We start from the raw sequence: 7,034 nt of genomic DNA on the forward strand, positions 1-7,034 counted from the left end.
GCCATGACGGGCGACGGCGTCAACGACGCTCCGGCCCTGGCGCAGGCCGACATCGGCATTGCGGTTGGTTCCGGCACGGATGTGGCCGCCGAAACCGCCGACATCATCCTGGTCAACAGCAATCCGCGCGACATCGCCAACCTGATTCTGTTCGGCACGGCTACTTACAAGAAAATGATGCAGAATTTGTTCTGGGCGGCGGGCTACAACATCGTGGCCGTCCCGCTGGCAGCGGGTGTGCTGGCGCCCATCGGCATCATTCTTAGTCCGGCGGTGGGTGCGATCCTTATGAGCCTAAGTACCGTCGTGGTAGCGATCAACGCGCAATTATTGAAGAAAGAAATGAAGTAAATTATGAAAAAGATCCTCGAAAACCGATACGTCCTCGTAGCGATCACGCTGATAATCGGAGCGTTGATTGGCTGGTTCGCGCGGCCCACAGCCCACGACCACGCCGAAAACATGGAAATGACGGTCAGCCCGACGGGCCAGCAAATCTGGACCTGCTCGATGCACCCGCAGATCAGGCGGGAGGAAGCGGGACAGTGTCCCATTTGCGGCATGGACCTCATCCCGCTGGCGAGCGAAGAAGGCGACGTGGAGCCGCTCGCGGTCAGCATGTCGCCGACCGCCATGCAGTTGGCCAGCGTCAGCACGGCGGTTGTCGGGACGATGAAACCCATCAAGTCGGTGCGGCTGAACGGCAAGGTGCAGGCCGACGAACGGCTGATTTACTCCCAATCGACCCACATTCCGGGCCGGATCGAGAAACTGCTGGTCAACTATACTGGCGATTATGTCAAGAACGGACAGACCATCGCCCAACTCTATTCGCCCGAACTGGTAACGGCGCAGGAGGAGCTTTTCCAGGCCCGTAAAATCAAGGATACCCAGCCGCAGCTTTTCCGCGCTGCCAAAGAAAAACTAAAAAATTGGAAGCTGTCCGAAGCACAGATCGAGCAGATCGTGCAGTCGGATTCACCCAAAGAAACTTTCCCGATCCAGGCCGACGTATCGGGCTATGTGATGGAGAAAAAGGTCAATCCGGGCGACTATGTGCAGCGCGGCGAACCCATTTACCAAATCGTCGATCTGTCGCGGGTGTGGCTGCTGTTCGACATTTATGAATCGGACCTGGCCTGGGTGAAAAAGGGCGACGTGGTGAATTTTACGGTCAGCTCGCTGCCGGGTGAGAACTTCCAGGGGCGGATTTCTTTCATCGATCCCGCCATCGACCCACAGACGCGGGTGGCGCAGGCGCGGGTCGAAATGCGCAACCGGGGCATGAAACTCAAACCCGAAATGTTCGCCTCCGGCACGGTGGAAGCGCGGCTCCCGACGAAATCGCAGGCGGCCATTGTGGTACCTAAAAGCGCGGTCCTCTGGACCGGAAAACGCTCCGTGGTGTACGTCAAAACCTCCGATCGAGGCGACTTCATGCTCCGGGAAATCACGTTAGGGCCCGCCCTGGGTGATAGTTATGTGATCGAGGACGGTCTGCGCGCCGGGGAAGAGATTGCTGTCAACGGTACGTTCAACATCGACGCGGCGGCTCAATTGGCCGGCAAGCCCAGCATGATGAGTCCCGAGGCGGGCGTTCCGGTGGCGGCTGGACACGATCATGGCGGCATGGCGATGGCTGCACCAACCGAGGGTTCGGCCAAGAAAGACGGCAAGAGCGCAGCCGTCAGTCCGGCGGCCAAGGCGGCACTCCAACCCATGGTCAATGACTACCTGGCCATGAAAAATGCGCTGACCACGGACCAACTTTCGGCTGCGAAAAAAGCCGCCGAGCAGATGAAAAAGAGCCTTTCCAACGTTTCCATGTCACTTTTTAAGGGCGACTCGCACGAAGCCTGGATGAAGTACAGCGCCAGTATCGAAGCCGCCCTGAAACAGGCGGTTAGTGCTAAGGGCATGGATAAATTTCGCGAGGCATTCCGGCGGGTATCAGTACCGATGATTGCTATGACGGCAGCCTTCGAACCCAACGCACAGCCCTTGTATGTCCAGCACTGCCCGATGGCCAATAACAATAAGGGGGCCGACTGGCTGAGCGCCTCGAAGGAAGTAAAAAATCCCTACTACGGTCAGTCAATGTTGACATGTGGGGAGGTGACCTCAACGATCAAGTAGTCCGGTACGCAATTTTTTAGTAGAAAAACCCAACCTGCTTTTTTAAAACCCAATTACATTTTAATCAAAAAAAACATGGAAAACGACGCAAAACAAACAGAAACGTTCCGGCACTATGCCGAATCCCGACTGGACATTCACCAGCAGGAACTAGCCACGCGCTACTACGACCGTAAACTTGCCTCCGCTGAACTGGAAGCGGAAGCTTTGGCGGTGCAGCGAGAGATTTTCAAGAAAGAACTGATAGAAAAGATAGAGGAACTCTCGAAAGGGGGCGATCAATCGGCGCAGCCTTCACTCGAAGCAATGAAGGATGATTATGTGAAGAAGTTGACGTTTCCAGAATCTCTTAAATAAGACCCCATGACAATGAAAAGCAAACGCCTGAACAGCGGAATAGCGTTCCTGAGTACCCTTTTCTTTTCCCTTGCCGCCTACGCCCATGATGGGGATCATAGTGGCGGTGGGGGTAGCGGTAGTGTTGCCGCTGGTTTGGATGAATTTCCCAACCTGCACCCGTTGGTGGTGCATTTCGCAATCGTCCTGATTTTGGTGGGGGCAGTGCTGCAACTGGCCAATGTCTACTTCATGAAGCGTGAAGTCTCCTGGATTGCCTTCGTGACGACGGCGGTCGGTTTCGTGGCGGCCTACCTGGCGGCGGGCCCTTATCATCCGCACGCGCACGAGCTGTCGGAACACGCTAAGCAGGTACTTGACCAGCACGATCAATGGGCGGATTGGACCTTATGGCTGGGTGGAGTCGGTGCCGCGCTACAGGGACTGAACTTGTTCTTTCTTACGGACAAGCGCTGGGCGCTGGGTCTGGTGGCGGCCGTGCTGCTGGGGGCGGGCTACGCCGTGAGCCAGGCCGGGCATTTCGGCTCGCAACTCGTTTATATCGAGGGCGTGGGTCCGCAAGGACAATATCTGGAACCGGAAGGAGATGGCCACAACCATTGATTCGATAACCCTAACCTTTTGAATAGAAAAAATTTACCAGTTTATTTTTTATCAATTAAAACCCAATTCTAATGAAAAAAGTCTTTTTATCCCTGGCTGTCGCTGCGATGCTTTCTTCCTGCAGCAACGACACATCGCAACAGTCCGCCGACCAGGCGGAAATGATCCATGATGCCGACGGCCACGAGCATGATGAAACAGCCACGACGCTGAGCAATGTTCCGCTCGACGGCCCCATCCGCAAATCGGAGAATGCTTCGGGCATTCTGGATAACTACCTGGAGATAAAGGAAGCGTTGGTATCAGAAAATAGCGATAAGGCAGCTACCTCCGGTAACGCACTGGCAAAAGAATTTGCCAGTTTTGATAAAGCATCTTTGGACGCCGTACAGCGCGCTTCCTACGAGAAGCTCGTGGGAGAAGCCCTCGAACAGGCTGAACACATCGGCGAAAGCAAAGGGAAAATCGACCACCAACGGGAGCATTTCGATGCATTGAGCACCAGCATGATGTCCCTTATTGCCGTCATCGGTTCGGATCGAACCTTGTACCACGACTATTGTCCGATGTACAATGACAACAAAGGTGCAAATTGGCTGAGCAGCAACGAAGAGATCGAGAATCCTTACTACGGTAGCAAGATGCTAACCTGTGGAAGCATGAAAAAGGAAATCGTGCCGCAATGAAGGTTGAGGGAACGGCTGCTGATGAAAAGAGTACTGTACCGCTTCCCAAATGGAGTTAGGGTTTGACCGAAAAAAACATACGTTAATTTCAATCTCGGTATTTTAAACCTAGTTGAATCCGTCGAGCGGCTGGTTTTAAAAAGATGAGCAAGTGATCCACACTTGCTCATTTATATTTTTCCGGCATTAGTATAATTGCGCTTGTCGGCAGCATTATCCCCTCTTCCTTTTGGCAGGCGGTAAGCGCTAACGCGCCTATCCCGACTACAACAAACATCGTCTCCATATTTTTTACTAAAAAAGTGTGAAAAATGTATGAAGTCCGTTTTATAAAAATCCGTACCATCCGCTTGCATTCGGGTTGCAATTCAATCAGGTGCCAAGTTCTATGATTTTTGGGATTCAACTACCCTATTGCAGGCAGCCGGGGTAAAAACTGGGGAGGGAAGGATACAATAACTCAGACCAGACAGGTGCATCTGGCGATACATTGAACGGATCAGGGCTTGACGCCTTGCACATTCATTTCTATGGAATAAAAACCCTTGCTCGCTGTGATGAAAAGCGTCGAATGATTTTTGCCTCCGAAGCAAACGTTGGCCGTCCAACCCTCGCCCGTCGGGATCGTCACGATCTTCTTGCCCTCGGGACTATAGGCGGTCACACCGTTGCTGTTGGTGATATAGACATTGCCTTTCTCGTCGATCGTCATCCCGTCGGAGCGTTCTTCGCAGAGGAGAGTTTTCTCGCTCAGGGAGCCGTCCTTATTGATTTTGTAATGATAAATTTTACCCGCCCCGATGTCAGAAACGTAAAGCTTTTTGTTATCAGGCGTGCCGACGATGCCGTTAGGCTTTTCAAAGTCGTCGATCACGCGGGTCAGGGTTTTATGATCTTTACTCACTAAATATACACCCTGAATGTCGATGGCCTGCTCGGTGTGTTTCCACCAATCGCGCTTGTAAAACGGATCGGTGATATAGGCCACGCCTTTTTTGGTCACCCACACGTCGTTGGGGCCGTTCAGGCGCTTGCCTTCGTACTCCTTCACGACCAGCGTTTCTTTCTTTTTGTCCTTATCGATAATCCACAGTTCGTTATCGGCGTCGGCGCATGACCATAGTCGATCTTTATGGTCGAAAAACATTCCGTTGGAGCGTCCGGCTGGCTGCATGTAGGTAGTTAGCTGGCCATCCACGCTCCATTTCATGATGCGGTCATTGGGCTGGTCGGTGAAATATACGTTGCCCTCGGCGTCGGAAGTAGGCCCTTCGGTGAAGGAAAATTCGCCGGATAGCTTTTGCAGCGTCGCGCCTTTTTTGGTAAGAGGATTATCGGGAATGGAGTCGGTGGGAGTGGACATAAGGAGAATCGGGATTAGCAGGTTTATTAGAAACATAATTTTTGAGCTTCGGTAACTGGGAGAATTTTCAAATCTAATGCAGGTAAAAGACGAATCTACTCATTTCAGACGAGTGTCGGACTTTGTCAGTAAAGACTTTATTAGTTTTAGTGAAATTGATTGAGTGATTGTAAAAAAGCTGATGATTGTTTAATCAGCCGATCCAAACCGGATGGCTGACCCCGCATTTTTCAGAAAAGCATTAGTAGTAAAAAAGCACTGTTTTTGTCTTAACAAGATTAATACCAACAGACTCAGAACCCAATCTTTTCCAAACTATGCCAGCTACTATCGACAAAAAAACGCTCCTGACACAATTGGAGCAGCCCTACGAACTACCCGCAGATGCCAAAGCCTTTTATCAGGAATACGGCTACGTAAAACTGAAAAACGTCCTGAGTGCCGAAGTACTCGAGTACTACGGAAAGATCATCTCCGACCAGGTCATCAAACTCAACACGCTCACCAAGCCCATGGAGGAGCGCACAACCTACGAACGGGCTTTCCTGCAAATCATGAATTTGTGGCGGGAAGATGAGGAAGTCAAAGAATTCGTATTCTCGAAGCGTCTGGCCAAAATCGCCACCGATCTTATGGGCGTTGATGGCGTGCGGATGTACCATGACCAGGCGCTATATAAAGAGTCGTCGGGTGGTATCACTCCCTGGCACGCCGACCAGTTTTACTGGCCACTTTCATCGACCAATACCATCACTGCCTGGATTCCGCTGCAAGCTACCCCAATGGAGATGGGGCCGTTGGCATTCGCCGAGAAAAGCCAATCGGTAGAAATAGGCCGCGACCTGGAAATTAGTGACGAGAGCGAAGCCCAGATGGCTGCCCAACTTACGCAGTTTGAGCTGAACGAAACGCCTTTCGATCTGGGAGAGGTAAGTTTCCACGCGGGATGGTTGTTCCACCGGGCGGGGGCCAACGTGTCGGGGCAAGCGCGGAAGGTGATGACGATGATTTACATGGATAAAGACCAGCAGATCACCAAGCCAAGGAACAGCTACCAGCAGGCCGATTGGGAAACCTGGCTCAGCAGCAAAGAGACCGGCACGACGCCCGATGGCCCGCTGAATCCGGTGTTGTTTAGCTACTAATTGTGAAAAAAGCTTTTTCTGTACGCTGCCTTTCGCCAGAAGGCAGCGTTTTTTGTCTGCCCCTATTTGGAAGGGGTACTTTTGCTGTTGAAACAATCTTACCTCTCTTTTCCCAAAAAACCTCAGTTGGGGAAACAATGCCTATCTAAACATTTATTGTACATCGGGGTAGACTTGTATTCAAAGTGCTGAAAATAAATCCTTTAAATGGCTTCTACATTCTGAGCCAAACGACAGGCATTTAATTTTAACGGCTGGTTTCAGAAATTCACCAACTGAATGCTTCATGCTAGCTACCTTTTCTACCAACGGCGTAGTGCTGCCATCGCTTCCTCCCAGCGAGTTAAAGAAAATCCGTAAGGATCCCGAAAAAACGGCCGAGGCCGTCGGGCTCCATTACATCGACTGTAAGATCGCGCCGGGTTACCGCCGTAAGCGGGCAGGAAAGGGGTTTTATTACGTAGATGAAAAAGGCCAACGCTGCAAGGATAAGCGAAAGATCAAGCGCATGAAAGCCCTGGTACTGCCTCCGGCCTGGGACGATGTTTGGATCAGCAAAGACTCCAAGGCACATTTGCAGGCGACGGGTATCGACGAGGCGGGCCGTAAGCAGTATCGCTATCACGAGCACTGGACCAAAATTCGCAACCATACCAAGTACTTCAAACTGTTGCGCTTCGCCAAAGCCCTGCCCAATCTGCGTGAGCAGATACAGCACGACCTGCGCACCCACGGGCAATCTTG

7 protein-coding genes and 1 pseudogene are annotated in these 7,034 nt (G+C 51.9%); 7 read left to right on the plus strand and 1 reads right to left on the minus strand.

Annotated elements, in window-relative coordinates; all coding sequences use genetic code 11:
* The 5 genes from ACEW8P_RS22410 to ACEW8P_RS22430 form a co-directional block, all read left to right on the plus strand.
* The coding region (locus tag ACEW8P_RS22410; RefSeq protein WP_373515299.1) for an HAD-IC family P-type ATPase at positions 1-351 on the plus strand (351 nt) is incomplete at its 5' end.
* Between the two features lie 3 nt (positions 352-354).
* Entirely contained in the window at positions 355-2,136 is a 1,782-nt protein-coding gene (locus ACEW8P_RS22415; protein WP_373515300.1) for an efflux RND transporter periplasmic adaptor subunit, read from the plus strand.
* Between the two features lie 75 nt (positions 2,137-2,211).
* A complete protein-coding gene (locus tag ACEW8P_RS22420) occupies positions 2,212-2,493 on the plus strand; it encodes a hypothetical protein (protein ID WP_373515301.1) in 282 nt (93 codons plus the stop codon).
* 12 nt (positions 2,494-2,505) lie between these two features.
* Positions 2,506-3,096, plus strand: coding sequence for a hypothetical protein (locus tag ACEW8P_RS22425; RefSeq protein ID WP_373515302.1), 591 nt, complete (start codon positions 2,506-2,508; stop codon positions 3,094-3,096).
* 71 nt (positions 3,097-3,167) lie between these two features.
* Positions 3,168-3,782, plus strand: a complete 615-nt coding sequence (locus ACEW8P_RS22430; protein WP_373515303.1) for a DUF3347 domain-containing protein — start codon at positions 3,168-3,170, stop codon at positions 3,780-3,782.
* Between the two features lie 499 nt (positions 3,783-4,281).
* On the opposite strand, the gene ACEW8P_RS22435 is transcribed toward ACEW8P_RS22430, so the two are convergent.
* On the minus strand, positions 4,282-5,181 hold the full coding sequence (locus tag ACEW8P_RS22435) for an SMP-30/gluconolactonase/LRE family protein (RefSeq protein ID WP_373515304.1): 900 nt from the start codon (positions 5,179-5,181) through the stop codon (positions 4,282-4,284).
* Between the two features lie 281 nt (positions 5,182-5,462).
* Here ACEW8P_RS22435 and ACEW8P_RS22440 point away from each other — a divergent pair, with 281 nt between their 5' ends.
* On the plus strand, positions 5,463-6,290 hold the full coding sequence (locus tag ACEW8P_RS22440; RefSeq protein ID WP_373515305.1) for a phytanoyl-CoA dioxygenase family protein: 828 nt from the start codon (positions 5,463-5,465) through the stop codon (positions 6,288-6,290).
* Positions 6,291-6,576: 286 nt separating this feature from the next.
* Positions 6,577-7,034, plus strand: a pseudogene (locus ACEW8P_RS22445) (hypothetical protein); the annotation flags it as partial.

Origin of the sequence: Persicitalea sp. (assembly GCF_041751555.1) — a bacterium.
In the GTDB taxonomy this organism is placed as follows: Bacteria; Bacteroidota; Bacteroidia; order Cytophagales; family Spirosomataceae; genus Persicitalea.

Excerpts from the sequence above, each read along its gene's own strand:
- ACEW8P_RS22435 (WP_373515304.1), bottom strand. The coding sequence starts at position 5,181 with ATGTTTCTAATAAACCTGCTAATCCCGATTCTCCTTATGTCCACTCCC.
- ACEW8P_RS22440 (WP_373515305.1), top strand. The coding sequence starts at position 5,463 with ATGCCAGCTACTATCGACAAAAAAACGCTCCTGACACAATTGGAGCAG.
- ACEW8P_RS22415 (WP_373515300.1), top strand. The coding sequence starts at position 355 with ATGAAAAAGATCCTCGAAAACCGATACGTCCTCGTAGCGATCACGCTG.
- ACEW8P_RS22420 (WP_373515301.1), top strand. The coding sequence starts at position 2,212 with ATGGAAAACGACGCAAAACAAACAGAAACGTTCCGGCACTATGCCGAA.
- ACEW8P_RS22425 (WP_373515302.1), top strand. The coding sequence starts at position 2,506 with ATGAAAAGCAAACGCCTGAACAGCGGAATAGCGTTCCTGAGTACCCTT.
- ACEW8P_RS22430 (WP_373515303.1), top strand. The coding sequence starts at position 3,168 with ATGAAAAAAGTCTTTTTATCCCTGGCTGTCGCTGCGATGCTTTCTTCC.